At 31.5% G+C, this 26548-nt stretch carries 25 protein-coding genes; 24 read left to right on the top strand and 1 reads right to left on the bottom strand.

The annotated features are described in order from the left end of the window. Nucleotides 1-10 precede the first annotated feature (10 nt). The 24 genes from ssnA (at nucleotide 11) to SOR60_RS01770 (ending at nucleotide 25876) form a co-directional block, all read left to right on the top strand. Nucleotides 11-1333: a putative aminohydrolase SsnA gene (ssnA, locus tag SOR60_RS01660; protein WP_154540560.1), complete on the top strand. Its 1323-nt coding sequence runs from the start codon at nucleotides 11-13 to the stop codon at nucleotides 1331-1333. Nucleotides 1334-1441: 108 nt separating this feature from the next. Beyond that, entirely contained in the window at nucleotides 1442-2164 is a 723-nt protein-coding gene (locus tag SOR60_RS01665) for a hypothetical protein (protein WP_320595043.1), read from the top strand. Between the two features lie 6 nt (nucleotides 2165-2170). Then, nucleotides 2171-2677, top strand: a complete 507-nt coding sequence (locus SOR60_RS01670) for a hypothetical protein (RefSeq protein ID WP_154540564.1) — start codon at nucleotides 2171-2173, stop codon at nucleotides 2675-2677. Between the two features lie 426 nt (nucleotides 2678-3103). After that, on the top strand, nucleotides 3104-4477 hold the full coding sequence (locus SOR60_RS01675; protein ID WP_154540566.1) for a uracil-xanthine permease family protein: 1374 nt from the start codon (nucleotides 3104-3106) through the stop codon (nucleotides 4475-4477). A gap of 91 nt (nucleotides 4478-4568) precedes the next feature. Continuing rightward, nucleotides 4569-5972 (top strand): uracil-xanthine permease family protein, encoded by a 1404-nt coding sequence (locus SOR60_RS01680; protein WP_154540568.1) that lies wholly within the window; start codon nucleotides 4569-4571, stop codon nucleotides 5970-5972. A 129-nt stretch (nucleotides 5973-6101) separates the two neighbouring features. After that, nucleotides 6102-8441 (top strand): xanthine dehydrogenase subunit XdhA, encoded by a 2340-nt coding sequence (gene xdhA, locus SOR60_RS01685; protein WP_320595044.1) that lies wholly within the window; start codon nucleotides 6102-6104, stop codon nucleotides 8439-8441. Next, on the top strand, nucleotides 8434-9315 hold the full coding sequence (xdhB, locus tag SOR60_RS01690) for a xanthine dehydrogenase subunit XdhB (RefSeq protein WP_320595045.1): 882 nt from the start codon (nucleotides 8434-8436) through the stop codon (nucleotides 9313-9315). Before xdhA ends, xdhB begins: the two co-directional genes overlap by 8 nt. Next, nucleotides 9308-9907 (top strand): xanthine dehydrogenase subunit XdhC, encoded by a 600-nt coding sequence (xdhC, locus tag SOR60_RS01695; RefSeq protein WP_320595046.1) that lies wholly within the window; start codon nucleotides 9308-9310, stop codon nucleotides 9905-9907. The genes xdhB and xdhC overlap by 8 nt, the downstream gene beginning before the upstream one ends. 224 nt (nucleotides 9908-10131) lie before the next feature. Next, nucleotides 10132-11511, top strand: coding sequence for a dihydropyrimidinase (gene hydA, locus SOR60_RS01700; protein ID WP_320595048.1), 1380 nt, complete (start codon nucleotides 10132-10134; stop codon nucleotides 11509-11511). Between the two features lie 3 nt (nucleotides 11512-11514). Further along, nucleotides 11515-14133 (top strand): selenium-dependent xanthine dehydrogenase, encoded by a 2619-nt coding sequence (xdh, locus tag SOR60_RS01705; RefSeq protein WP_320595049.1) that lies wholly within the window; start codon nucleotides 11515-11517, stop codon nucleotides 14131-14133. A 43-nt stretch (nucleotides 14134-14176) separates the two neighbouring features. After that, on the top strand, nucleotides 14177-14890 hold the full coding sequence (gene yqeC / locus SOR60_RS01710; RefSeq protein WP_320595050.1) for a selenium cofactor biosynthesis protein YqeC: 714 nt from the start codon (nucleotides 14177-14179) through the stop codon (nucleotides 14888-14890). Next, entirely contained in the window at nucleotides 14880-15452 is a 573-nt protein-coding gene (locus SOR60_RS01715; protein WP_320595051.1) for a nucleotidyltransferase family protein, read from the top strand. The genes yqeC and SOR60_RS01715 overlap by 11 nt, the downstream gene beginning before the upstream one ends. Beyond that, nucleotides 15439-16260, top strand: coding sequence for a selenium-dependent molybdenum cofactor biosynthesis protein YqeB (gene yqeB / locus SOR60_RS01720; protein WP_154540584.1), 822 nt, complete (start codon nucleotides 15439-15441; stop codon nucleotides 16258-16260). The genes SOR60_RS01715 and yqeB overlap by 14 nt, the downstream gene beginning before the upstream one ends. Next, a complete protein-coding gene (locus SOR60_RS01725; RefSeq protein ID WP_320595052.1) occupies nucleotides 16241-17017 on the top strand; it encodes an XdhC family protein in 777 nt (258 codons plus the stop codon). The genes yqeB and SOR60_RS01725 overlap by 20 nt, the downstream gene beginning before the upstream one ends. Before the next feature lie 8 nt (nucleotides 17018-17025). Continuing rightward, entirely contained in the window at nucleotides 17026-18018 is a 993-nt protein-coding gene (locus tag SOR60_RS01730; RefSeq protein WP_320595053.1) for a molybdopterin-binding protein, read from the top strand. Further along, nucleotides 18012-19184, top strand: coding sequence for a M20 metallopeptidase family protein (locus SOR60_RS01735; RefSeq protein WP_154540590.1), 1173 nt, complete (start codon nucleotides 18012-18014; stop codon nucleotides 19182-19184). The genes SOR60_RS01730 and SOR60_RS01735 overlap by 7 nt, the downstream gene beginning before the upstream one ends. A gap of 8 nt (nucleotides 19185-19192) precedes the next feature. Further along, nucleotides 19193-19462: a hypothetical protein gene (locus SOR60_RS01740; RefSeq protein WP_229771216.1), complete on the top strand. Its 270-nt coding sequence runs from the start codon at nucleotides 19193-19195 to the stop codon at nucleotides 19460-19462. 33 nt (nucleotides 19463-19495) lie between these two features. Further along, nucleotides 19496-19636 carry a hypothetical protein gene (locus SOR60_RS01745; protein WP_229771217.1) on the top strand — a complete coding sequence of 47 codons (141 nt, stop codon included), beginning with the start codon at nucleotides 19496-19498 and terminating at the stop codon, nucleotides 19634-19636. A gap of 634 nt (nucleotides 19637-20270) precedes the next feature. Continuing rightward, complete coding sequence (locus SOR60_RS10480; RefSeq protein ID WP_407654214.1) at nucleotides 20271-20453, top strand: transposase; 183 nt, start codon at nucleotides 20271-20273, stop codon at nucleotides 20451-20453. 368 nt (nucleotides 20454-20821) lie between these two features. Further along, a complete protein-coding gene (locus SOR60_RS01750) occupies nucleotides 20822-22783 on the top strand; it encodes a BglG family transcription antiterminator (protein ID WP_154540592.1) in 1962 nt (653 codons plus the stop codon). Between the two features lie 16 nt (nucleotides 22784-22799). Next, on the top strand, nucleotides 22800-23132 hold the full coding sequence (locus SOR60_RS01755) for a PTS lactose/cellobiose transporter subunit IIA (protein ID WP_320595054.1): 333 nt from the start codon (nucleotides 22800-22802) through the stop codon (nucleotides 23130-23132). Further along, nucleotides 23132-24463: a PTS sugar transporter subunit IIC gene (locus tag SOR60_RS01760; RefSeq protein ID WP_320595055.1), complete on the top strand. Its 1332-nt coding sequence runs from the start codon at nucleotides 23132-23134 to the stop codon at nucleotides 24461-24463. The genes SOR60_RS01755 and SOR60_RS01760 overlap by 1 nt, the downstream gene beginning before the upstream one ends. Beyond that, the gene (locus SOR60_RS01765) at nucleotides 24460-25554 is read left to right on the top strand and encodes a DUF871 domain-containing protein (RefSeq protein ID WP_320595056.1); all 1095 of its coding nucleotides are present in this window, start codon (nucleotides 24460-24462) and stop codon (nucleotides 25552-25554) included. The genes SOR60_RS01760 and SOR60_RS01765 overlap by 4 nt, the downstream gene beginning before the upstream one ends. Before the next feature lies 1 nt (nucleotide 25555). Then, on the top strand, nucleotides 25556-25876 hold the full coding sequence (locus tag SOR60_RS01770) for a PTS sugar transporter subunit IIB (protein ID WP_154540600.1): 321 nt from the start codon (nucleotides 25556-25558) through the stop codon (nucleotides 25874-25876). A gap of 443 nt (nucleotides 25877-26319) precedes the next feature. Here SOR60_RS01770 and SOR60_RS01775 read toward each other — a convergent pair whose 3' ends face one another. Continuing rightward, entirely contained in the window at nucleotides 26320-26463 is a 144-nt protein-coding gene (locus SOR60_RS01775) for a hypothetical protein (protein WP_320595057.1), read from the bottom strand. Between the last annotated feature and the right edge of the window lie 85 nt (nucleotides 26464-26548).

Genomic DNA, 26548 nt, shown 5'->3' on the forward strand with positions numbered 1-26548 from the left:
AGGAGATATTATGATAATTAAAAATTGCCTTATAATAACAAATGATGAAAACAATTCATTTTATGAAAATGGAGCTGTTTATATAAAAGATAAGCTAATAGAAGATGTTGGAAACTCAAGTGATATCGTAAATAAATACGAAGACGAAGAAGTAATAGACTTTGAAGGTAAACTTCTTATGCCAGGAATGATATGTGCTCACTCACATATCTATTCTGCTTATGCTAGGGGTATGGGAGTTTCAAAGCCAACAGATAACTTCTTTAACGTATTAGAAAACCAATGGTGGGCTCTTGATAGGCAACTTACAACAGAAGATGTAAGGCTCAATGCTCTTACAACATATATGGAATCAATAGCGAATGGTGTAACAACAGTAATAGATCATCACTCAGGTCCGAATTCTGTTGAAAACTCACTCTTTACCCTAGGAGAGGCTGCAAAAGAAGTTGGTATTAGAACCAATCTTTGCTATGAGCTATCAGATAGGGATGGAAAAGAGATAAGAGATAAAGAAATAAAAGAAAATATTGATTGGATTAAACATTGCCAAAAAGAAGATGATGATATGCTAAGGGGTCTTTTTGGACTTCATGCATCATTTACCCTATCAGATGAAAGTTTAGAAAAGGCAGTTAAGGCCATGGATGGGGTCTATGACGGCTATCATGTTCATATAGCTGAAGGCATAGAAGACCAATGGGATTGCCAAAGAAAATATGGTAAAAGAATAGTTGAGAGACTTGAAGACTTTGGAATAATTACAGAAAATACCTTAGCTATTCACTGTGTTCATATAAATGGACGTGAGATGGATATTCTAAAAGAACACAATACTCCAGTAATCTTTAATCCAGAAAGCAATATGAACAACGCTGTTGGAGTACCACCAGTAAACCGCTTTATAGAAAAAGGACTAAAAGTTGGTCTTGGAACAGATGCTTATACAAATGATATGTTTGAATCAATGAAGGTTGCAAATATTATCCAAGCTCACAATACTCAAGATCCAACAAAAGGATTTGCTGAAACCTTGGATATGCAATTTAAGAACAACCCTGAAATAGTTTCACATTTTCTAAATCACGAAGTAGGAAGAATTAAAAAGGGAGCATATGCAGATCTTATAAGCTTTAAATATGATCCATACACCCCACTTAATGAAAACAACTGGGGAGGACATAGCCTATTTGGTCTAACAGGAAGACTTGTAAATGATACCATTATAAATGGTGAATTTGTAATGAGAGATAAGATAATAACAAAAGTAGACCAAGCAAAAATCCATGCTGATTCAAGACAAAGAGCAGAAAAAATTTGGTCTAAATTATAAAAACAAACTTATCTAGCTTTTTTTAAGCTAGGTAAGTTTATAATAAATATTAGATATAAATCTTGGACACATTTAATATTATTGTGAGGAATATATTAAGGAGAGAAAGTGAATGGTCAAGTATCTCAAATAATGAAGATGACAGCTGCTACGAAAAGAATATTGAAATATCACGAAATGGTAGAGTATACACCAGAATATTATGTAAATAGTATTAGTTTTGAAGTAAAGTGGATATTTGGAAAAACTAAGCAGCTTAAGTCTTTTAAGGATTGGGTGCGTCATATTCAAAAATTTAACTATAAAGATGTAAAGGTATATATAAATCCAGATGTTCAAGATCCAGGTTTACTAGGGTTTTCAAATACGAATGATATCAAAATTATATTGCATTTATTGAATGGCAAAATCATTGAATATAGACCTACATGGTATTTCGATGAAAACATAAGAAAATGGGACATAAGCTATGTTGAAGAGAAAATGGATAATCCCAAGATTTACGAAGATGGCACTACTTTTGATATATACAAATTTGACAGTATATTAGATGAGATATCTAAATTTGCATCAGACATAGGAGCTGAAAATTTTGCTAAAATTTTCAGCAATGCTAAAAATACTTTGAATAGAAATGATTTTCCTAGACAATATATGCATATTTTATTGGCTGCTTCAGAGTCTGATGTATTTGGTGCGATGGGTTCTTGGAATGATGATCCTTATGGAATGGCTGCAGAGAAAGGCTTGCTAAAAGAGTATGAACGATTATCTAAAGCGTTAGTTAGGCAGAACAGATTAGCGGCTATGTATTGTATCAATAATTGGTAGGTGTATATGAAAACTTTAGTATGTATAGTTATTGGCATTCTGTGTGCTTTTTTTGGATCATTATTTTTGACCAAGGTATTTGCTAAAAGAAAAATTGGTGGTACTTTGACAAGATTATTTGAAGCTAGATTCATGTGGGCATGGAGTATTATACACGCTCTAATTACTTTCTATTTAATAGAATCTGGATATCTTCCAAATCTGAAAAGTGGTTTATTTTTGATAGCCTTCTTTATTATAAGTTTTGTAGTATTTACACTCGTTGCCTTTTATTACAATCGCTATGAACTTTTAATTAAAAAAGATAAGATAATCTTAAATACACCTTTTGTAAAATCAAATATTATCACCCATGAAAATTTGATAAGTCACTTTTATACAAGCTATAAAGGAAAAAAATTTCATGTATTTGTAATAAACAATGGTGGCAAAGCTAAACATGTGTCTATCTATAATCACAAGAATTCTCTTGACGAGTTTTTCTTTGGTAAAGAAGTTCAACGAATAAAATAATAGTATCCTTTAAATACTATACTTATTGACACAAAAATAATTTATTTTTTAACAAAATAGTTAAAAATATTTAATTTCTAATAAAAAATATTTAAGAATTTGTAAGACTTGTGCTTACAAGAACTAGACTTTTAAAGATATCAATATATGTTGGAAATGATATTGAAAATATATTGTTAATGAAGATAAGAAAGCATTATCATTTGTATATGATTGATTTCAAAAAAATCAAACTTTTTAGAGCTGATTTGGATATTAAAGTATATAATATGAAGTGGAGGTTTTAAGTTTCTAGTAAATAAGACAATTGTAAATGGAAAAATCATATATAAGAAAAAAACACTTTATAGTGATAAAAATTTACTAATAAAAAAGCTAGAAAAAAAGTATATCAGTTACTAAAAACTACAAAATAAGGAGAAAAATATGACAGACGTTAACGAAAAAGCGGGAGTATCAAAGTCACTTTTTGACATTGATGGAAACCCAGACATCAAAAGAGCGTTTCCAATAGCACTTCAACATCTTTTGGCTATGATAGTAGGAAATACTCTACCAGCTATTGTTTTAACAGGTCAGCTTGCAAATACGCCTCATGCCATAAGTGCAACTGATGCGGTTTATCTAATTCAAGCAGGAATGTTTATTGCAGCAATAGCAACATTTTTACAACTATATCCAGTAATTAAAGTTGGAGCAAAGCTTCCAGTAATAATGGGAGTATCATTTGCCTACATACCTGTACTTACATCAATTGGAATAAAATATGGAATTGGAGCAGTGTATGGAGCCCAACTTGTAGGTGGTGTAGTTGCCTTTATAGTTGGTATGAATATTAAAAGAATCTATAAATACTTTCCACCAATGGTTTCAGGAACAGTAGTACTTACAATAGGACTATCCCTTTACTCGGTTGCCCTAAATTATATGGCAGGAGGAAATGGAAATCCTAATCAAGGAGACTTGGTTTATTGGGGAGTTGCTTTTTTGACACTTGCAGTAACTTTAATTTGTAATATGTTTGGAAAGGGTTTAATAAAGCTTGCAGCAATACTTATAGGTATAGCAGTAGGATATATTGCTTCTGTATTTTTTGGCATAGTTAATTTTCAAAATGTAGGTCAAGCTGCATGGTTTACCCTACCTAGGTTAATGCCATTTAAACTAGAATTTCCAGTAGATGCTGTTATTACAATGTCAGTAATGTTTGTGGTAAACTCAATTCAAGCAGTAGGTGATTTATCTTCAACCACAGCTGGAGGACTTGGAAGAGTTCCAACAGGTGATGAGCTTGAAGGTGGAATAAAAGCTAATGGTCTTGCATCAGTTATAGGCTCATTTATAGGTGGACTCCCTACAGCAACTTATAGCCAAAACGTTGGTATAGTTTCATTAACAAAGGTAGTAGCAAGGAAGGTATTTGCTATTACAGCAGCATTAATTCTTGTATCAGGCTTTATGCCAAAATTTGGGGCTGTTATGCTATCTGTTCCTCAAGCGGTTATAGGTGGAGCTACAATAACAGTATTTGCTCAAATTACAATGAGTGGCATGAAACTTATAATGAGTGATGAAATGAGTTCAAGAAACCTTACAATAGTTGGACTTGGTATAGCTTTAGGTATGGGAATAGTTCAATTAGGAGATCAAGCTTTAGCACAATTTCCTGAATGGTTTAAAATGGTATTTACATCAAGTCCGGTAGTTTTAGCTACTCTTGTAGTATTTGTTTTAAACATAGTTTTACCTAAAAAAACATTGGCAGAAGAAGAAGCTGAAAGAAATGCAATGGATGATTAGCGCATAATTAGTTATAAAGTTAATATCTTAGGGTATTAACTTTATTTTTTAAATAAGATTGTTTTTTATATAAAAATACAAAGGAAATAAAATGACAGAAAAAAGTAAATTTAAGGGATTATTCAATTTTGATGGAAAAGTAACTTTTAAAGAGGCACTTCCTCTTGCATTTCAACACGTTGTAGCTATGATTGCAGGTTGTATTACACCTCCAATCATGCTTGCAGCAGCTACAGGATTATCGCCTGAGAATACAATTATACTTATACAAATTGCTCTTATAGGTTCAGCTCTCACATCACTACTTATGATTTATCCGATAAAAATTATTGGATCAAGACTTCCTATGATTTTTGGTGTAAGCTTTGCCTATGTTCCAACGATGATTGCCCTTGCTGGACAATTTGGAGCAAGAGGACCAATGGAAGTTGTTGCAATTATTTTAGGAGCTCAACTTATAGGAGGGATATTTTCTATATTATTTGGATTAGGGCTTAAGTATATTTTGCCACTTTTTCCACCTCTTGTTTCAGGAACAGTTGTCCTAGTAATAGGGCTATCCTTATATCCTGTAGCTATGAATTATATGGGAGGAGCAGGATCAGTAGATATGGCTGGTTGGGGAGCTTGGCAAAACTGGCTTGTAGGAGGGATAACTTTAATTTTATCATTAGGGTTTACCCATTTTGGCAAGGGAATGTTTAAACTTGCAAATGTACTTTTTGCAATGATTATAGGCTATATTATATCAATGTTTTTTGGGATGGTAGACTTTAGCCCAGTAAGAGATGCTGGATGGATATCAGTAGTTGAACCACTACATTTTGGTATTTCTTTTGAACCATCAGCTATAGTTTCTATAAGCATAATTTTTATAGTTACAGCAATTGAAGGAATTGGGGATATGACCTCAACAACAGTAGGTGGTATGGATAGGGTCCCAACACAAAAAGAATTAAGGGGAGGAATTATAGGATATGGTGTAGCCAATGTAATAGGTGCATTTTTAGGATGCTTACCAACAGCTACATTTTCACAAAATGCAGGAATAGTTTCAATAAATAAGGTAGTAAATAAGAAAGTATTTACCATAGCGTCTCTTATAATTCTTATTTCAGGTCTTGTGCCAAAACTATCATCTATACTTACAACTATTCCATATCCAGTTTTGGGAGGAGCTACTCTTTCTGTATTTGCAGCAATTACTATGAATGGAATAAGAATGATAACAAGCCAACCTTTAACAGGAAGAAATACATCCATAGTTGGTGTATCTGTTGCTTTGGGCGTAGGATTTACATCAGTTGTAGCAAGTGCCCAAAATTCTGGAGTTAATTTTATGCCAGAAGCCTTAACTATAGCAATAGGCTCATCACCAGTAGTACTTGCAACTATATCTTCTGTTTTGATGAATTTAATTATTCCTGAAAAAGAAGAAGATAGACCAAAAGATGATTCCATCTTTGAAAAAGACTTAATAGAGATAGAAAAATAAGAAACAGAAAGACTCGTTTTTACTACAAAAGCCTTGTAAATGTTAGGCGTTTTGTGGTAATATATTATATACAATATACAGGAATATTGCATTACATAAAAAGACTTTTTAATCATTTAGGAGGTTAAAATGTACGTAGGTAAAAGCGTTAATAGAGTAGATGCTTATGATAAGGTAACTGGCAGAGCAAAGTATACAGAAGACTTTATCAGAAACGGCTCCTATACAGCAAAAATATTACATTCGACTATAGCTCATGGAAAGGTTATCTCAATTGACACAAGCAAGGCTGAAAAGCTTGAGGGAATAATTAAAATAATCACATGTTTTGATGTGCCAAAACATTCTTTCCCAACAGCAGGTCATCCTTGGTCAGTAGATGAAAACCATCAAGATATAGCAGATAGAAGACTATTAAATGAGCATGTAAGATATTATGGAGATGATATAGCAGTTGTTATAGCTGAAAATGAAGTGCAAGCCTTACAAGCTTTAAAACTAATTGAAGTTGAATATGAAGAATATGAAGCGGTTTTTGACCCTATAGAGTCTATGAATTCAAATTCTATACCAATTCATGAACAGACTCCTAACAATATTATAGGACATACAAAAAATCGTTTTGGAAATTATGAAGAGGCTATAAAAGAAAAGGGACTTATAAAGATTGATACTTGGTATGAAACACCAATTGTCCAACACTCTCACATAGAAAATCACATAGCTTATGCTTATGAGGAACAAGGAAAGATTGTTGTAGTAGCTTCAACTCAAATTCCTCATATAGTAAGGCGTGTTTGCGGACAAGCTCTAGGTATTTCTTGGGGGAAAATAAGAATAGTTAAACCATATATTGGAGGTGGGTTTGGTAACAAACAAGATGCTTTATATGAGCCATTAGCAGCTTATCTTACAACACAAGTTGGTGGGCATCCTGTAAAACTTGACTCAACAAGAGAAGAAACTTTTGTATCATCAAGAACACGACACTCCGAAAAAATCCATATTATATCTTATGTTAGATCAGATGGAACTTTTGTAGCTAGAAAGCTAGAATTATATGCAAATAATGGTGGGTATGCATCCCATGGCCATTCTATAGCAGCAAAAGGGACAAATTGCTTCCACCAACTATATCCATGTGATAATATCGAGGCAGATGGCTATACAGTATATACAAATCTTCCTACAGCAGGAGCTATGAGAGGTTATGGTATACCTCAAACCATGTTTGCTTTTGAATCTCATCTAGATGATGTAGCCTTAAAACTTGGCTTAGATCCAATAGAACTTAGAATACAAAATATTATGCCTAAGGGCTTTAAGGATGGATTTTCAAGAAATGAAAACTACTATGATTCATTTAGGGAAGCTATTGCAGTTGGAAGACGTGCAATAGACTATGACAAGAAAAGAGAAGAGTATAAAAACCAAAGTGGAAATATAAGAAGAGGAGTAGGATTAGGATGCTTCTGGTATAATACAGGAGTTTATCCAATATCAGTTGAAACATCTTCATGTAGGATGGTACTAAATCAAGATGGATCAGTTCAAGTTCAACTTGGTGAAACAGAAATTGGCCAAGGTGGAGACACAGCTTTCTCACAAATGGCAGCAGACTCTATAGGAGTTCCTTTAGATGATATACATATAGTATCAACTCAAGATACTGATGTAACACCATTTGGATTAGGTGCTTATGCATCAAGGCAAACCTATATGGCAAGTTTTTCAATAACAAATACTGCCAAGATATTTAAGGAAAAAATAATAGACAGGGCAAGGAAAGAATTAGAATTTGCTCCACATAACCTTGACTTAGTAGATGGCATGATAATTAGAAAAACAGATAATAGACAGTTAATGAGCTTAGGAGAACTTGCTACAATAGCTCTTTATGATAATAAGGATAGTGATCATATATCAGCTGAATCAACCTATACTATTAGAAATAACGCCTTCTCTTTTGGTGCATCATTTGCAGAGGTAGAAGTAGATATTGCTCTAGGTAAGGTTAAAATCTTAAGGCTTGTAAATGTTCATGATTGCGGAAAACTTATAAATCCAAGGCTTGCTGAAGCCCAAGCTCATGGAGGTATGAGCATGGCAGTAGGATTTGCCCTATCAGAAGAGTTAAAATACAATGATAAGGGAAAAATCTTAAATAATAACCTACTTGATTACAAACTTTCAACAACAATGGATCATCCGAATTTTGAAGTTTACTTTATTGAGAATCCCGAACCAACTTCACCATATAATACTAAGTCACTAGGAGAACCACCAACATGTTCTCCAGCTCCAGCTATTAGAAATGCAATCTTAAATGCAACAGGAGTGAGAGTAAACCAATGTCCTATGACACCACATGTCTTATTCCCATTATTTAAAGAGGCTGGACTTATAGAAAATGACTATGAAAAAGAGATGAAATATGAAAATAAGGCTTGGAGTGTAGAAAATGTATGATATAAAAAATATTTATGAAGCATATACAGTAGATGAGGCCATAAAACTAAAACAAGAACACCCAGATGCAAGCTTCATAGCTGGTGGATCTGATGTTTTAGTTAAGATAAGAGAAGGAAAAATGGCTGGACTTGAGCTTATTTCTCTCCAACTTATAGATGAACTTAAGGGAGTAAGTATGGAAGAAGACGGAACTTTAAGAATAGGTGCTCTTACAAGTTTTAGCCATATAACAGCTGATCCTTTAGTAAAAAAATATTGTAAGACCCTAGGAGAGGCAGTAGATACAGCAGGTGGACCACAACTTAGAAACATAGCTACAATTGGTGGAAATATTTGTAATGGTGCCCCATCAGCAGACTCTGCACCTACAGTATTTGCTTATGATTGCATAATTGAGTTAAAGGGAGTTGATGGTATAAGAGAGCTTCCAGTTAGAGATTTTTATGTAGGTTTTTCTACAGTTGACCTAAAAGATACTGAAGTAATGACTGCAGTAAAAATAAAAAAAGAGTCCTATGAAGGATATTTTGGACACTACTTTAAATATGCAATGAGAAATGCTATGGATATAGCAACTTCATCTTGTTCATGTAATGTGAAATTTGAAGATGGCTTTGTAAAAGATGTTAGAGTAGCTTACGGAGTTGCAAGTTCAATCCCAGTAAGAGCTCCAAAAGCAGAAGAGAGTCTAAAAGGTCTAAAACTTACAGATAACAATATAAATGTATTTGCCAAAAAGTGCCTTGATGAACTTTCACCAAGAGATTCATGGAGAGCAACAAAGGCTTTAAGAAAGCAAGTTTTATATGAAATAACAGTAAGATGTCTAAAAGAGATAAGAAAAGAACATGAGGAGGCTGTCTATGCATAGTAAAGAATTTGGACCTTTTGCCCCAAGAAAAGAAGACGTACTTCACTATGAACCTCAATACAAGATAGTAAGCTGTTGGATAAATGGGATAAAAGTTACAAAAATGACTGATGTTAGAGCATCTCTTACAGACTTTCTAAGAAATGACTTTGGTCTAACTTCGGTTAAAAAGGGATGTGAAGTTGGAGAATGTGGAGCTTGTGCAGTATTAATAGATGGAGAAAGTTTTAACTCATGTATCTACCTTGCTATATGGGCTGAGGGAAAAGATATATGGACAACAGAAGGACTAACTGCAAGTGATGGTTCACTTTCAATAATCCAACAAGCCTTTGTAGATGAGGCTGCAGTCCAATGTGGATTTTGTACACCTGGTTTTATAGTTTCTGCAACGGAAATTATAGCTAGGGGAAAATATTACACAATAGATGAGCTTAGAAAAGAACTTGCAAATCATATGTGTAGATGTACAGGTTATGAAAATATACTTATAGCAGTTCAAAAGGCCAATAATATAGAAAATGGATTTGAACTTGAAGAAGAACATGTAGTAAATAGGATTAGCCAAGAAAATAAAAAAGACTATATGTAAATTTAAGAGGCTATTGCAAAATAAATTAATCCTTAAAATATTATTTTAAGATTTATCAAATGTCTAATTCTAAATGATAAGTTAAGATTTATGAATAGTTAGATATATCTTTGGAAGTCATTAAACTGACTTTAATTATATAGGAGAAGTTTGAAATGATAAAAAAGAGAAAACCCTTATTTTGTAATAGTCACTTATAAACAAATAAATAAGATGGTGGTATTATGAAAACGCTTATAAAAAATGGCAAAGTAGTTTTAAAGGATAAAGTAGACTTTCTTGATATCTTATTAGAAGGAAGAAAAATATCAAAAATAGGAAAAAACATAGAAGAGAAAGTAGATAAAATAATAGATGCAAAAGATAAATTAGTTATACCAGGTGGTGTTGATGTGCATACACATATGTCACTTGACTTAGGTAAATTTATAGCTTGTGATGATTTTGCTAGTGGAACTTATGCAGCAAGCTTTGGAGCTACTACCACCATTTGTGACCATATTGGAGATTTAGGAAAAGGTGCAAGTCTTCATAGCCTAATAGATCATTATCATGATATAGCAGATGGAAAAGCTTATATAGACTACTCCTTTCATGGAGCTATGTATGAAGAAAATGAAAGTCTTTTATCTGAAATTGAAGACTTAAAAAATGAGGGTATCCCTTCCATTAAAATTTATACAACATATGGGGGAAAACTTAACGATGACCAAATACTCAGGGTTCTAAAGACTGCAAAAAAAACAGGCTCTATTGTTTGTGTCCACTGCGAAAATGATGGACTTATATATGAGCTAAGAAATGAGGCCATAAGAGATAATAAGCTATCCCCAAAATACCATGCTCTAACCAGACCAAACCAAAGTGAAGCTGAGGCTATAAATAGGTTAATCTATCTTTCAGAAACTGCAGGATATCCTAAATTATATATTGTTCATACCTCAACAAGAGAGGGGCTTGACGAGATAAAAAGAGCAAGAGAAAGAGGGGCGAAAAACCTCTATTGTGAAACATGTACCCAATATTTAACTTATGATGAGTCAAAATATATGGACAACCCAAATGATGAGGCTGTTAAATATATTTGTGCTCCTCCTTTAAGGAAAAAAGATGACATAGAAGCTTTGTGGGATGGGATAAGAAATGGAGATGTTGATGTTGTTGCAACAGACCATTGTCCATTTATATATGAAAGTGAAAAAAAACCATATGCCGATAATTTTATCAAGGCTCCAGGAGGAATACCAGGAGTTGAAGAAAGAATAGAAGTTGTATTAACACTTGGACTTCAAAGAAAGATAAGTTTTGTTAGACTTATGGAAGTCTTGTCCTTAAATCCTTCAAAAATATTTGGATTTTATCCAAATAAGGGAAGTATAGAAGAAGGAACAGATGCTGATTTAGCTATCTTAACTAAGAATGGATATACTATAAAACAAGAAAATAGACATTCAAGATGTGATTATACAAGCTATGAAGGATTCAATACTGATTTTAAAGTAGATACAGTAATCTCAAAGGGAAAAATAATATTGGATGAGAAGGGTTACTATGCAAAAGCTGGGATGGGAGAATTTATAAAAAGAATTTTAAGTAAGGAATAAACTATGACAAAAACGATACGAATAGGTGAGAAAAATGATAGTAAAGCCCTTTTTGTAAGGGTAAATGGTAAGGTCTATGAAACATATGAGGATAAGACTCTCCTTAGATTTTTAAGAGATGATTTAAAACTAACATCAGTAAAGGATGGATGTAGTCAAGGAGCTTGTGGTACATGTACAGTTTTAGTAGGAGATGCATCCAAAAAAGCCTGTGTAGTTAGACTTTCAAAATTAAATGACCAAGAGGTAATAACAAGTGAAGGTCTCAAGGATGAAGAAAAAGAAGCCTTCACTTATGCCTTTACTAAGGCGGGAGCTGTCCAATGTGGATTTTGCATACCTGGTATGGTGATGAGCGGAGTAAGTGTTATAAGATCCAATCCTAATCCTACAGAAGATGATATAAGAAAAGGAATAAGAGGAAATATCTGCAGGTGTACAGGATATAAGAAAATTGTAGAAGGAATAATGCTTGCAAGTGCCATACTTAGGGGAGATGAAAAAATAAATGATGAGGAATCAGAAGCCTTTGTAGGGGCAAGAGCAGATAGAATTGATGCTCGCGATAAGATACTAGGAACTGGTATTTATGCTGATGATATAGAATTAGATAATATGCTTTATGGCTCATGTGTAAGAACAAAATATCCTAGGGCTAAGCTATTAAAACTTGATCCAAGTAAGGCTTTAGAGCTTGATGGAGTAGTTGGAGTCTTAACTGCAAAAGATGTACCAGTAAATCTTATAGGACATATCCAAAGAGACTGGCCAGTTTTTATAGATGTGGGAGAGGAAACAAAATCTCTTGCGGATGCTTTCTGTTTTGTAGTGGCAGAAGATGAAAAAACTTTGGAAAAGGCAAAAAAACTTGTAGAAGTGGAGCTGGAGGAGCTAAAACCTGTAAGTACTATTGAAGAAGCTATGGCAGAAGATGCTCCAAAAATTCATCCTGATGGAAATCTTTGTCAAAAAAGACATGTAAGCCGTGGAGATGCTAAGAAAGCCTTAGAAAACTCTAAGTACATAGCAAGCTTTACCTACAAAACTCCTTTAGGAGAGCATGCTTATCTAGAACCAGAATGTTGTGTAGCAGAACCTTATAAAGATGGGGTAAGAGTATATTCATCAGATCAATCAGTATACGATACAAGAAGAGAGTTATCTATAATGTTTAATTGGGAAGATACTCCAGAAAGGATTGTTGTAGTCAATCCTTTTGTAGGAGGAGCATTTGGTGGAAAAGAAGACATGAGTGTCCAACCACCAGCAGCCCTTGCAGCCTACCTATATCAAAGACCAGTTAAACATAAATTTACCAGAGATGAGTCTTTAAGATGGCATCCAAAACGTCACCCTATGGAGGGAAAATTTACCATTGGCTGTGATGAGAATGGAATTTTCCAAGGTATGGAATGTGAAATCTACTTTGATACTGGAGCTTATGCTTCCCTTTGTGGACCAGTTTTAGAAAGAGCCTGTACTCATTCGGTAGGACCTTACAACTATCAAAACACAGATATAAAGGGATTTGGTTATTATACAAACAATCCACCATCAGGAGCTTTCAGAGGATTTGGAGTTTGCCAATCAAACTTTGCAATGGAAAGCAATATTAATATATTAGCTGAAAAAGTAGGTATATCACCTTGGGAGATAAGATACAGAAATGCTATAAAACCAGGAGAAGTCCTACCTAATGGACAAATTGCAGACAGATCTACAGCTCTTGTAGAATGTCTTGAAGCAGTAAAAGACATATATGAAGAAAATAAAGACCATGCAGGTATAGCAGTAGCTATGAAAAATGCAGGGGTTGGTGTTGGATTAAAGGACATAGGAAGGGTTAAAATAGTAGTAGATGGTGATATGGTAAAAGTCTATTCTGGAGCAACTTGCATAGGACAAGGAGTAGGAACTATAATTCTTCAAATGATTGGAAAAGCAACATCTCTTCCATATCATAAGATAAAAATTATGCCACCAAATACCCTAACAAGCCCTGACTCTGGAACTACATCAGGATCAAGACACACCTTGATAACAGGTGAAGCTGCCAAAAAATGTGCAGAAAAACTTGCAAAAGACTTAGAAAATCATAGTCTAGAAGAGTTAGATAAAAAAGAATATTTCTATGAATATGATGACCCAACAGATCCATTAGGATCAGATAAGCCAAATCCAAAATCCCACTTAGCCTATGGTTTTGCAGCTCATGTAGTAGTCCTTGATGATAATGGAAAAGTTACTGATGTATATGCAGCCCATGATTCAGGAAAAGTAGTCAACCCAACCACCATTGAAGGTCAAATAGAAGGTGGGGTAGTGATGAGCTTAGGCTATGCCCTAACAGAAGATCTTAAATTAAAAGATTCTGTTATAAAGGCAAAATATGGTAACATGGGACTTTGGAGGTCTACAGATACTCCTAGAATTCACCCTATTTTGATAGAAAAAGAAGAATTACTAGATCTTGCCTATGGGGCAAAGGGAATTGGAGAAATAGCGACTATTCCTACAGCTCCAGCAGTTCAAGGAGCCTACTATGCTCTTGATGGGGACTTAAGACTTGAACTACCACTTAGGGATACCTTCTATAAAAAGACAAAAAAAATTGAAAAATAGGAGATTATAGCTGTAGCGACAAAAGATTGCTACAGCTTTTTTTATGAAAAAAGATATATTAGACATATTAGATATAAAAAAAAATGACATAATATCCATTACAGGATCAGCAGGAAAAACAAGCCTTATGTTCTACCTTGCAAAAAGACTTAGAGATAAGGGGAAAGTCTTAGTAACTACATCAACTAAGATAAAAGTACCTGAAAATGATGAATATGATTTTTTGTATACATCAAAAAAGGATTATAAAAGGCCAATAAATAATAAACTTGTAGTAATAGGTAAGCTTATAAAAGATAAAAATAAACTTAAGTCTATAGATAAGGATATTCTCTTAGAAAAAATCAAAGATTTTGACTTTACTCTAATAGAAGCAGATGGGTCTAGAAATCTTCCCTTAAAATATTGGAAAGATTATGAACCAGTAATCTATAAAGAAACTTCCAAGGCTATAGGGATTTTTCCGATAAAGGTTCTTGGAAAAAAACCTAGTAATGACTTTATTTATAACTATGAATACTATATTAAAAATATAGGTAAGGACATAATTAGCAAAGAAATAATCTTAAAACTAATTAAATCAAAGCCTGGAATATTTAAAGGCTTTGAGGGTAAAAAAATAATATATATAAACCAAGTAGAAAGTAATGAAGAAAAAGAAAAAGCTTATGACTTAGCCAAATACCTTAAGGATAATTTGGATCAAGTTATGGTCTTTTATGGTTCTATCTTAAAGGAGGAATATTATGAAAATTAGTGCAATAATTATGGCATCTGGTCTTTCAAAAAGAATGGGTGAAAACAAACTTTTACTAGATTTTAATGGTAAAAAGCTCTACCAATGGACTTTTGATATGATAGAAAAAGTTGGATTTTATGATGTAATCTTAGTTTCATCATATGAAGAAATCTTAAATGATGCTAAAAAAAGAGGATTCAAGGCAATATTTAATGACAAAAATGAAGTAGGCAAGTCAGCATCTATAAAATATGGGGTTCTAAATTGTGATAAGGACTCAGCTATGATGTTTTTTGTCGCAGATCAACCTTTACTCACACTTGAAACTGTAAATAAACTCATAGAAGCTTACAAGAAAAATGAGTATGTAACCTATCCAAGGACTGAAAAAAGAAGAGGAGCACCTGTTATATTCTCAAACGAATTTAGAGAAGGACTTTTAGCCTTAGAATTTGATCAAGGTGGAATGCTTCTTGTTAAAGATAATGACAAAAATGAAGTATATATAGATGACATAAAAGAACTATGGGATGTAGATACCTATAGAAACCTAGAGGAGTTAGAAGATGCTAGAAAATGATATAGTAGTTTTTAGAGGGGGTGGAGATGTAGCCACAGGTTCTATCCAAAAGCTTCATAGAACTGGTTTTAAAGTTTTAGTTCTTGAAATGGAGAAACCTCTTTGTATAAGAAGATATGTATCTTGCGCCCAAGCAATATTCGATGGTGAAATTCAAATAGAAGACTTTATAGCTAAAAAGGTAACTAATATTGATGAAATAAAAGAATGCTGGAAGGATGGAAAAGTTCCAGTATATATTGACCCAAAGGCTGAAATTATAAAAAAATTAAAACCTATGGCTTTAGTTGATGGAACTCTAGCTAAGAAAAATATTGGGACAAATAAGCAAATGGCAGACATAACTATAGCCTTAGGTCCTGGATATGAGGCAGGGATAGATGTAGATGTAGTTATAGAAACAAATAGGGGGCATGATTTGGGAAGGCTAATCTTTGAAGGAAATGCTCAAAAAAACACAGGTATTCCAGGTAATATAAATGGATATACAACTGAAAGAATCCTAAGATCTCCTGATGATGGAGAAATTGAAGTAATAAAAGATATAGGATCAATTGTGAAAAAAGGAGAAGTTTTAGCCTATGTAAATGATAAAGAAGTTAGATCAGAACTTGATGGTATGGTAAGGGGTATGATTGGAAATAAATCAAAGGTTACAAAAGACCTTAAAATAGGAGATGTAGATCCAAGAGTAAATAAAAGAAACACAAAAACCATATCTGATAAGGCAAGACTTATAGGTGGAGGAACTCTTGAAGCAATCCTCATATGTAAAAGGAGAATAGAAGATGGATTTAGAAATTCTTAGAGAAGTTGTTAAGGAATTAGAAAAGGGAAAAAATGTAGCTCTTGCTATACTTACAGAAACAAAGGGGTCAGCCCCAGGCAAGGATAACTCTACTATGGCTGTTTTTGAAAATGGAAAAACTTTTGGAACTATAGGAGGCGGTCCTATTGAATATGACTTGACAAAAAAGGCCTTAAAAGCTCTTAAAGAAGACAAAGAAAAATCTTTTGACTACACTCTCAATGAGAAGCAAGAGGTAAAAATGCTTTGTGGTGGTCAAAACAAAGGTTATATAAAAATATTTAGGGCAAATCCCAGGCTTTTAATATTTGGAGCAGGTCATGTCGGACAAAAACTTGCAAGAATTGCAACAAAAACAGGGTTTAATGTAGTAGTTATAGACCAAAGGGAAGACTTTAAAAACAAAAAAGATTTAGAAGATATAGACCAATTTGTCCTTAAAAAGCCAAAAGAATTTTCTGAAAATTTTGATTTTAATAAAAATACCTATATATTAATAGCAACTCCTGACTATGATGAAGAAGTTTTAGAAAATGTTATAGACAAAGACTACAAGTTTTTGGGAATGATAGGATCAAAAAGAAAGGTTAAGAGAGTTTTTGATAATCTAAGAGAAAAGGGTGTGGATAAAAAACTACTAGATAAAGTCCATGCTCCTGTAGGTTATCCTATTGATGATGGCAGTGTGGAAGAGATAGCCATATCAATAATTTCACAAATAATATCCATAAAAAACAATAAAGAAATCAATAAGTAGGAGAGAATATGCTAAGGAAAGTTAAGGTTGAAGAAGCAATAGGAAAGCCTCTATTTCATGATTTGACAGGAATAATGGCAGATGGTTTCAAAGGAGTTGTTTTTAAAAGAGGTCACATAGTAGAAGAAAGCGACATAGAAAAGCTTAAGAATATAGGCAAGGAAAATCTCTTTGTAGGGGAGCTTGATTATGGCTTTGTTCACGAAGAAGATGCCATAAAAGAAGTTGCAGATGATTTAATTGGGGAAAATATATGCTATAAAGATCCATCTGAGGGAAAAATCACATTTAAGGCAAATAGTGATGGAATATTTGTTATAAATAGAAAGGGATTATTTGAATTAAACAATGAAGGTGATTACACCTTTGCTACTATTCCTTCCTATACTAAGGTTTTTAGTGGAGATAATCTAGTTGGAGGAAGGATAGTTCCGCTTTTTACTAAGAGAGAAGAAGTAGAAAACATAAAGAGAATAGGACAAAGCTATAGACCTATATTCGAAGTAAAGAAATTTCATAAGCTTAGGGTAGGAATTATAATTACAGGAAATGAAATTTATACAGCTAGGATAGATGACTTATTTGAACCGGTTATAAGAGAAAAACTATCTTTTTATGACCATGAAATTTTAGGAATTGAGAAATGCCCTGATGATATGAATTATATAAAAAATGTTGCAAAAGGCTACCTTGAAAGAAAAGCTGATCTTATAGTATTTTCTGGTGGAATGAGTGTAGACCCAGATGATATTACACCAACAATAATAAAAGATATGTCAGATAAGTTGATAATACAAGGTATACCAGTTCAACCAGGTAATATGCTTACAGTAGGAATTAAAGATAAGACTTATCTAGTAGGAGTTCCTGGTGCATCCATACATTCTAAATTTACAAGCTTTGATATATTTCTCCCTAGATTTTTTGCAAAACTTGATCTTAAAAAAGAAGACTTCACAGAACTAGGTGAGGGTGGTCTTTTGGCAGGTAGAAAATGTTAAGAATATCAAATCAAGATTTAAAAATTATAACAGACATAAGGCATGATATACACAAGCATCCAGAAAAATCAGGAGAAGAATTCAGAACGACAGAGATTATTAGGAATTATATTTCCCAATTTAAAGATATAGAAATAATAGAATTTCCTATAAAAACAGGTCTTGTAGCAAGACTAAAAACTGGAAAAAATGGAAAGGTCATAGCAATTAGATCTGACATAGATGCTCTTTTACAGAAGGAAGAAACAGAAGTAGACTATAAGTCCCTAGATGATAAACTTATGCATGCTTGTGGACATGATTATCATACCGCTGTTAACCTTGGTCTTGTAAAATTATTATCATCTAATAAGAAGCTATTAAAGGGCGATGTGGTTTTTATTTTCCAAAGATCAGAAGAGATTACTAAAGGTGCTAAGGAACTTATAGACTTAGGTCTTTTTGAAAAAGTAAAAATTGACTATATATTTGGTTTTCACAATTGGCCTTTAATAGATTATGGAAAGGTGATTGTAAAAAAGGGAGCCTTGATGTCTACAAAGACAAATTTTAAGATAAAAATAATAGGTCACGGTCAACATGGTTCCATGCCAGAACTTAATATTGACCCTATAGTTTGTGCATCAAATATAGTAATGAGCCTTCAAACAATTATTTCAAGAAATACAAATCCTTTTGATAATACAGTTCTTTCTGTAAATTCCATAAATGGAGGAAGTGAGGATAATCTTGTGGTAGATAGGGTAGATTTAAGTGCAACTATTAGAAGTCTTTCGGAAAAAAGCCTAGAAAATTCTATAAAAAGAATGGAAGAGATAGTTGAATATACTGCAAAATCCTACCGATGCAAATATAAAATAGAATATGAGGATCTTATTCCCTTAGTATATAATCCTGAAAAAATGTATGAATTTGTCTTAAAATCCGTCCTAAAAACTTTAGACAAGTCCAATATAATAAGAGATGGTCAAACTATGGCAAGTGAAGATTTTGCTTTTTATATGAAAAAAGTACCAGGATTTTTCTACTGGTTTGGAAGTGGAGAAGAAGGTCATAACAAAGAAGCCCTCCACAGTAGAAAATTTTACTGCTCAGATAAGGCTATAAAAACTGCTGTAGAAGTAATAGCAAATACAGTAATAGATGGACAAGATTACTTTAATTAAGGAGATTTATGTTAAAAAGTAAAGAATATTATAAACTTATACTATCTGAGCTTAAAAAAGACAACATCATAGAAAACTTTGAAAAAGTCAATGGTAAGATTACAAAAATAATGGAAATCGATGTGACAGATTCTCCAGAAAATATAGACCAAAAAACAGACCTTGATAAGGGAATATACGCCTTTTTGGCGAGTTTTGACTATTTGGATATAGAAGTAGGAATAGTAGTTGATATAAACAAGCTAAAGCCCCTATCACCATTTTGGATAGTAAAATAAGAGAACTCAAAGGGCAAAATTGACAAAAAAGCCATGAAATTTTTCCTAGAAACACTTATAGAAAACCTAGAAGAAGGAAAAACAAACTTCCCACTTTTTGTATTTTACAATAACAAAAATAAATTTTCAGTATCTCCCAATGTAATAGATCCTCTTGATATAATGAAAAAATAAGAAGGTTAGTAGCTTATCTCCTTCTTATTTTTTATCAAAAAAATATCTTATTTTCTTTATTAAAATTGAAATTATATATCCTCCTATAAGGATAAAAAAGTTAAAAGAAAAACTCTTAAAATCACCAAATTTATTTACATCAATCTCATATAAACTAAGATTATTTACACGATGAGTATACTTAGTACTGAAATTAATATGGATATTAAAAACTTTGACCTGTATATATTAGTCAAAGTAATAATCAAATCATAATATAAAATATCAGGTGTAAACATCCAAATTAAAAAGCAGAAAAAAGGACCAAAACCTATAAAAATTTGTTAGCAAGGCATATAATAGGAGGTCATTATGAAATGTTTTACCATAAAATTAATAGAAACACCAAGCAAAGGTAAAATATTAAAGAATTTTTTAGGTGTGAACTTGAAAAATCAGATAGTCAACTACTAAAGCATGAATTAATAGTATTTTTAGATTATAAAAAATATAATCCTATAGGATACAATTTCCAGAAATTTTATAAATTGGTATTACAATAGCAAAATAAATACATCATATGAGTACTAAATATAGAAATATCACCTGATAGAATCAGAGAGTTTATTAAGGTCCACTACTATAATACAAAAGAATAAATGATGATTTAGAAACAACCATCGTAAAAATTTACAAAAATAGTATAACAACTAGAGAAATAGCTTCTTTAATATCCAGAATGTATGGTCATTATTATTTAGCAAGCACAAAATTAAATATATCTAAACTAGTTGACAAAGATATAAAAACATTTCATCAAATAATGAAGACTCATTAGATTGCATAATCTGCATGATATGTTTAGAATACAATGAAAAATTTGATAATAGAATAAATAAAGGATTTGGAAAAATTCAAGATAAAAATAGAAGAAATATTTAATAAATTAGAAAAATAAAAAAATGAAAAGGTTTTCTATCTTAAAAGGGAGAAGTAGTAGATGTTAGCAAAATATTATAGGGGAGTTTGCAAAATGATTTGACACTACCTGTATGCTAAAATATATGTATAAATCTAATAAGTTTTTAATAAATATTAAATAATATTTGCACAAATAGTTTAATTTCACTATTTCCGTTATGGCAACGGAAAATAATTAAAGGAGTTTATATACTTTTTCATGTATAATAGTAATGAGGAAAAGCTATGTTATCTGATAGAGAAATAAAAATAATTAAGTTTTTATATAGTAATAGACACCGATTTTGTACAAGCCAAGAAATTGGTGAAAATGTAGGAGTTTCAGAAAAAACTATAAGGACATCAATTAATAATATAATTGAAAAACCTAATCATAATTCATTTAAAATTATATCAAAAAAAGGAAGTGGCTTTAAAATCAGTATAATTAACAACGATGATTATATTGATTTTATCTATAATTACAAAAATGCTATTTCTAATATTAATCAAATATATGATAAAGAAGGTAGAGAGAAGTTTATTCTTGAAAATTTACTCTTAAAGAATAATAATTTAGATTTTTATAAAGTCTTAGACATTTTATATATTAGCGAATCAACGTTAAATAGAGATATATATAATATAAGAGACAAGCTAAAAGATTACGGTCTTTATATAGATAAAAATCAAGATTCTATTATATCTGTTGTTGGCAAGGAGGTTAATAAAAGACATTTTATACTAGATTATTTCTTTTCAGACTTATATTCTAATAATTTTATAAAAGATTTAAATGAACTAGAATTGTTTAATAGATCTTCTATATCTCAGATACTAATTATTCTTCTAGATGAGATTCGAGAATTTAAAATTTCGGTTAATGATTACACAATTCAAAATCTCGTTATTCATCTTGCTTTACTAATAGAAAGAGTTGAAGATAATTGTATTATTAAAGATTATGAAAATCCTGATGTTAGTTTAATAAAAAAAGATAACCCTAAAATTTACCGATTTGCATCAAACATCATAAATAGAATATCAAAAAGTTTTGACATATCTTTGCCTGAAAATGAACAAGAATATATTTATTTACAATTAATATCAAAAACTAAGTCGCAATATAATTCTGTATTGATTACTAATAAAAAAATAATACAACTGCTTAGTTACCTATCAAAAAAATTAGGCATAAATTTATTAGATGATAAAGTATTTATTAATAATTTTATGGAGCATTTATCTAGTCTTGAAAATAGGATTTATTCAGGATTATTTGTGACAAATCCATTAACAAAAAAGATTACTAACCAATATAAATATTATTATAATTTAGTGGTTGAAAGTTTCAGAAAGTTTTCTATATTTGAAAACGATTCATTAACTGAAGATGAATGGTCTTATATAGTTATATATATTCTTTCAGCTATAGAAAGAAAAAAATCTAACATTAAACGTAATGTTCTAGTCGTTTGTGCTTCGGGCTTATCTACTGGTCTTATGCTAAAAAGCAGAATAGAAAACGAATATGGAAATAACATAAATATAAAAGAAGTTATAGGTTATTATGAAATAGGATCTCAAAATCTAAATAATATAGATTTTATTATTTCAACTGTTGATTTAGATTATTTAGTTATTCCTGTTCCATATGTTAAGGTTAGCATATTTTTAGATGAAAATGATTGTAAAATTATAGATGAAAAATTAAAACTTAGTGAAGATATTCAGAAATCTACAAAAAGTAACACTTATTCAAATAAACTGATTGATAAATATTTTTTATTTGATAGATTTTGTATAAGTAATGAATCTAAGAAAAAAGAACAAATACTTGATTTTATATATCATAGTTTAACAAATAATAAAAAAGATATAGAAAAATATAGATCTGAAACAATTCTTAGAGAAAGCTTTGGAAGTGTTGTTTTTAATAATTTGGTAGCTCTTCCCCATCCTGTAAATCCGATAGAAAAAGAAACCAAAATTTTCATATATATTTCAAAAAAGGATATATTTTGGGATGAGAATAATACAAAAGTAAGAATAATAATATATATTTCTCCATCTTCAAAGCCTGCTCCAAGTTATGAGTATTTATTAGGATTGTTTACTAAAATAATTAAAGATGAAGATATTCTTACATCACTAATAAATGTTAAAAGCTTTGATGATTTCAAAAATGTTATGATTAATTTGATATAAATGAAAGGAGGTACAAATGAATAATTTAGAAGAAATTTGCATGCAATTAATAACTTTTGCTGGTTCTGCTAAGTCTTCTTATATTGAAGCTATGACTCAAGCAAGATACGGTGAACTCGATAGGGCAAGAGATCTAATATCAAAAGGAAAAGACGCTTATTCTAAATGTCATGAAATTCATCAACAAATGTTTACTGAAAATTTTAATTTAGATGAATCGATGAAAACTATATTATTGGCTCATGCTGAAGATCAAATGATGGCAAGCGAAACCATATGTATTTTAGCCGAAGAAATTATAAAATCATATGAAAGGATTATTAATTTAGAAAATAAAGGAGAAAGCTAATGAAAAAACAAAGTTTTATGGATAAAATCGAAGAAAAAATGATGCCCATAGCGGCAAAGATAAGTGCTAATGCACATTTACAATCAATAAGAGATGGTTTTGCTCTAGCAATGCCACTTTTAATTATAGGGTCAATATTCATGTTAATATCTAATTTCCCTATACAATCATGGATTGATTTACTTAATAGTGCAGAAATTAATGGTAATACTATTTCATCATATTTTTCTGCTGCTACTAGTGCTTCATTTACAATAATGTCAATATTTGTAGTTATAGGAATTGGCCATGCTTATGCGACAAGACTTGGCGTAAATCCTCTATTTGGTGGGGTTGTATCGCTAGTTGGCTGGTTTATTTTAATGCCATTCAAATTTGATTTCACTCCTGAAGGAAGCGAAGATGCTTTCACTGTTAGCGGATTATCATTAGATTGGCTAGGCTCAAAGGGTGTATTTATCGGTATAATTTCAGCTTTCTTAGCTGTAAGAATATATAAAATCATAGTTGATAAAGGTTTAGTTATCAAAATGCCTGCAGGTGTACCCCCTACAGTAGGTCAATCATTTGCGTCTTTATTCCCTACAGCATTTGTAATGACTACTTTTGTATTAATCAGATTTATATTCTCATTAACACAATGGGAGAATGCATTTACATTTGTATATAGTGTCCTACAACTTCCACTACAGCATATAGGTGGATCACTTCCAGCTATGATTTTAGTATATCTGTTTGCTCATGCTTTATGGTTTTTAGGAATCCATGGAACAAATATTACAGACTCTATGTTTCTTCCAGTTTTATATGCTCTATCAGCAGAAAACTTAGCAAAAGTAACAGCAGGGCAAATGCCTGAAAATATAATTAACGTACAATTCCAAAACTTATTTGCTACATTTGGCGGTGCAGGTTCCACATTATCTCTGTTAATAGTAGCTGTATTAATTTCTAAATCAAAGAGATTAAAACAATTATCAAGACTTTCAATACTTCCAGCAGTATTTGGAATTAATGAACCAGTAATTTACGGACTTCCAATAGTACTTAACCCACTATTATTCATTCCTTTCTTGCTAGTTCCTACTGTTAATATCATTATTACTTATATAACAATGAGTATTGGTTTAGTACCTATTACTAACGGAATAATCATGCCTTGGACAACACCTCCAATTATATCTGGATTCTTATCAAGTAACTGGCAAGGAGCAGTTTTGCAAATATTATTAATTGCAATTGGATGCTTAATTTACTATCCATTTATAGCAGCAGTTGATAAAAACAACCTAATTCAAGAAGAAAGTCTAGAAAGCGAAGAAGTAAAATGAGAAATTTAGGAATATCAATATATCCCGAACATTCTACAAAAGAAAATGATTTAGCATATATGAAGATGGCAGCAAAATACGGTTTTACAAGAATATTTACTTGCTTACTGTCAGTTGAAGAAAGTAAAGAAGAAACTATATCTAATTTTTCAAATTTTATAAGTCAAGCTCATAATCTTGGTTACACTGTATCTGTAGACACAAATGGGCATGTATTTGAGTTTTTAGGAGCAAAAGCAGATAATCTTTCTGTATTTTCACAAATGGGTGTAGACATTATTAGATTAGACTGGCCTCTTTCAGACTCGGAAAATATACTAATGACAAATAACCCATATGGTATCGCTGTTGAATTTAATGCATCTTCTGATATATCTTTAGATTTGCTTATAAAAAAGGGGGCTAATAGAAATGCCATGTCTACATGTCATAACTTCTATCCTCAAGAATATACAGGCTTATCTAAGAAAAGGTTTGATTATTTTACAGATAAATATTATCAAATGGGTTTGCCAGTACATTCTTTCATCTCTAGCAATAATGAGAATACTTTTGGTCCTTGGCCAGTTTTCAAGGGGTTATGCACACTAGAAGAGCATAGGTACAAAGCAATTGACTACCAATTAAGATATTTAATAGCTGACAGAAGAATAAATGATATTATTATTGGAAATGCATTTGCTTCAGAAGATGAACTTAAAGTATTAAGTCAAATAGATTTATCTATACCTAGCTTAAAAATCAATTTAAATAATGATATAATGGATATTGAAGAAAATATACTATTTGATTTTGTTCATGCTGATAGAATCGATTCATCTGAATATTTTATTAGAAGTAGCTCTACAAGAATTTTCGCAAAGGATAGTGACATACCCGCAAAGAATGTAGATAAAGAATTCTTTGAAAGGGGTGATGTGCTTATTGTTAATAACAAGTTAGCTCATTATAAAGGAGAAATCCAAATTGTTAAAAAACAAATTAAAAATACAGGAGAAAGAAATTTATTAGGTTATTTAGATGAGAATGAACAATTAATATTAAATATGCTATGTGAACAAAATCCATTTAGAATTATTAAAGGAGAATAATATGAGTGAACAATTAAATATAGTTCTATGTTGTTCAGCAGGAATGAGTACAAGCTTAGTTGTAGAAAAAATGCAACAATCAGCTTATGAAAAAGGAATCGATGTTAATATAAAAGCTGTTCCAGTCTCAAGTGTAGAAGAAATTCATGAAGATGAAAGTATAGATGTTTTACTATTAGGACCACAAGTTAGATTTAAACTTAATGAGCTTAAACAAACTTATGAAAATAAAAAAACAGTGGTAAGTGTAATTGACATGATGGATTACGGAATGGTAAACGGAGCTAAAATATTAGATGACGCTTTAAAATTATTAGACTAATATGAAAATAGCCATTTAATCGGATGATTAAATGGCTATTTTCAATTAATTATACATAGACTATAATCTCAAAACAATGGCTAATACTAAACACTACTCACACAACCAATCCCTACGAGTAATATTTTTAACAATTTTTTAGTTAATTTATTTATTGTTGCATATAGTCTATCGACAACATTAGATAATGAATTAAAAAGCTCATTCTTAAATCCTATAGACCTTATTTGCTTCCAAATTTGTTCTATGAGATTCATTTATGGGTTGTAAGGTGGAATATGGATTATTTCTATATTTTCTGGGATTTTTAATTTCCTTGATTTGTGCCATGTTGCTCTATCACATACTATTAGTATTTTATCTTATTTATACTCTTTGGATAACTTTTCTAAGAATACGTTCATACAATCTGTGTTGCAATAAGGCAGTACTAAAAAGGAAATTTATTCTGTTTTTGGCTCTGCTGCTCCATAGGTATATCTATATTCTCTAATAAGATGCCATGGTACAGATGGTCTTATTTTGTCATTACACCAACAGTATTTAGGCTCATTTATACGACCAAATTCTGCTTCATCTTGAAACATTATTATTGCTTTTCTATTTACGTTAATGTTTCCTATCTCTTATGCCTTAGATTTAATTTTTTGAGGATTCTGTTGCCTCTTCATT

Origin of the sequence: Anaerococcus porci (assembly GCF_034090325.1) — a bacterium.
GTDB lineage: Bacteria > Bacillota > Clostridia > Tissierellales > Peptoniphilaceae > Anaerococcus > Anaerococcus porci.

Bases quoted from the DNA above. Each gene is read 5' to 3' on its own strand.
- yqeC (WP_320595050.1), top strand. From the start codon at position 14,177: ATGAAAAAAGATATATTAGACATATTAGATATAAAAAAAAATGACATA.
- hydA (WP_320595048.1), top strand. From the start codon at position 10,132: ATGAAAACGCTTATAAAAAATGGCAAAGTAGTTTTAAAGGATAAAGTA.
- xdhB (WP_320595045.1), top strand. From the start codon at position 8,434: ATGTATGATATAAAAAATATTTATGAAGCATATACAGTAGATGAGGCC.
- SOR60_RS01735 (WP_154540590.1), top strand. From the start codon at position 18,012: ATGTTAAGAATATCAAATCAAGATTTAAAAATTATAACAGACATAAGG.
- SOR60_RS01725 (WP_320595052.1), top strand. From the start codon at position 16,241: ATGGATTTAGAAATTCTTAGAGAAGTTGTTAAGGAATTAGAAAAGGGA.
- SOR60_RS01755 (WP_320595054.1), top strand. From the start codon at position 22,800: ATGAATAATTTAGAAGAAATTTGCATGCAATTAATAACTTTTGCTGGT.
- xdhC (WP_320595046.1), top strand. From the start codon at position 9,308: ATGCATAGTAAAGAATTTGGACCTTTTGCCCCAAGAAAAGAAGACGTA.
- SOR60_RS01770 (WP_154540600.1), top strand. From the start codon at position 25,556: ATGAGTGAACAATTAAATATAGTTCTATGTTGTTCAGCAGGAATGAGT.
- SOR60_RS01715 (WP_320595051.1), top strand. From the start codon at position 14,880: ATGAAAATTAGTGCAATAATTATGGCATCTGGTCTTTCAAAAAGAATG.
- xdh (WP_320595049.1), top strand. From the start codon at position 11,515: ATGACAAAAACGATACGAATAGGTGAGAAAAATGATAGTAAAGCCCTT.
- SOR60_RS01675 (WP_154540566.1), top strand. From the start codon at position 3,104: ATGACAGACGTTAACGAAAAAGCGGGAGTATCAAAGTCACTTTTTGAC.
- SOR60_RS01750 (WP_154540592.1), top strand. From the start codon at position 20,822: ATGTTATCTGATAGAGAAATAAAAATAATTAAGTTTTTATATAGTAAT.
- ssnA (WP_154540560.1), top strand. From the start codon at position 11: ATGATAATTAAAAATTGCCTTATAATAACAAATGATGAAAACAATTCA.
- SOR60_RS01680 (WP_154540568.1), top strand. From the start codon at position 4,569: ATGACAGAAAAAAGTAAATTTAAGGGATTATTCAATTTTGATGGAAAA.
- SOR60_RS01765 (WP_320595056.1), top strand. From the start codon at position 24,460: ATGAGAAATTTAGGAATATCAATATATCCCGAACATTCTACAAAAGAA.
- xdhA (WP_320595044.1), top strand. From the start codon at position 6,102: ATGTACGTAGGTAAAAGCGTTAATAGAGTAGATGCTTATGATAAGGTA.
- SOR60_RS01740 (WP_229771216.1), top strand. From the start codon at position 19,193: ATGTTAAAAAGTAAAGAATATTATAAACTTATACTATCTGAGCTTAAA.
- SOR60_RS01760 (WP_320595055.1), top strand. From the start codon at position 23,132: ATGAAAAAACAAAGTTTTATGGATAAAATCGAAGAAAAAATGATGCCC.
- SOR60_RS01730 (WP_320595053.1), top strand. From the start codon at position 17,026: ATGCTAAGGAAAGTTAAGGTTGAAGAAGCAATAGGAAAGCCTCTATTT.
- yqeB (WP_154540584.1), top strand. From the start codon at position 15,439: ATGCTAGAAAATGATATAGTAGTTTTTAGAGGGGGTGGAGATGTAGCC.
- SOR60_RS01775 (WP_320595057.1), bottom strand. From the start codon at position 26,463: ATGTTTCAAGATGAAGCAGAATTTGGTCGTATAAATGAGCCTAAATAC.
- SOR60_RS01670 (WP_154540564.1), top strand. From the start codon at position 2,171: ATGAAAACTTTAGTATGTATAGTTATTGGCATTCTGTGTGCTTTTTTT.
- SOR60_RS01745 (WP_229771217.1), top strand. From the start codon at position 19,496: ATGAAATTTTTCCTAGAAACACTTATAGAAAACCTAGAAGAAGGAAAA.